This is a genomic window from Mycobacterium sp. NGS27 (genome assembly GCF_059813005.1).
Genome location: NZ_JCALDT010000039.1, coordinates 1 through 556 on the forward strand (window position 1 = coordinate 1; position 556 = coordinate 556).

1 protein-coding gene is annotated in these 556 nt (G+C 68.0%); it reads left to right on the forward strand.

Annotated elements, in window-relative coordinates; all coding sequences use genetic code 11:
• Positions 1 to 31: 31 nt before the first annotated feature.
• Positions 32 to 556: AMP-binding protein (locus AC5Y30_RS25465; RefSeq protein ID WP_499922080.1), on the forward strand; the 525-nt coding region annotated here is incomplete at its 3' end.

Here is a 556-nt window from a genome sequence, read left to right on the forward strand (position 1 = left end):
GGTGGCGCGGTTGCAACGGCTTCTCACAGCCATGACCACCCAACCCGACCAACCCCTCGCCGACATCGACCTGCTCGGCCCGGCCGAGTACGCGGAGTTGGAGGTGTTGGGGAATCGCACCGCACTCACCCACCCCACCCCGACCGCAGACTCGATCTCGGCATTGTTCACCGCCCAAGCCACCCGCACCCCCGACGCAGTAGCACTCACCTGCGGCCAACACTCGGTCACCTACCGCGAACTCGACGACACCTCCACCCGGTTGGCGCACCTACTTGCTGGCCACGGCGCCGCTCCCGGACACTGCGTCGCACTGCTGCTGCCCCGCAGCGCCGAGGCCATCACCGCCATCCTGGCCGTCCTGAAAACCGGCGCCGCCTACCTACCCATCGACCCCGCCCACCCCCGCACCCGCATCCAGTTCATGCTCGACGACGCCGCACCCCTCGCCGCGGTCAGCACCACCGAGTTGCGCTGCCGGCTAGAAGATTTCGGTGGAGCGGTTATCGACATCGACGACCCCGCGATCGACCACCAGCCCAACACACCACTACCG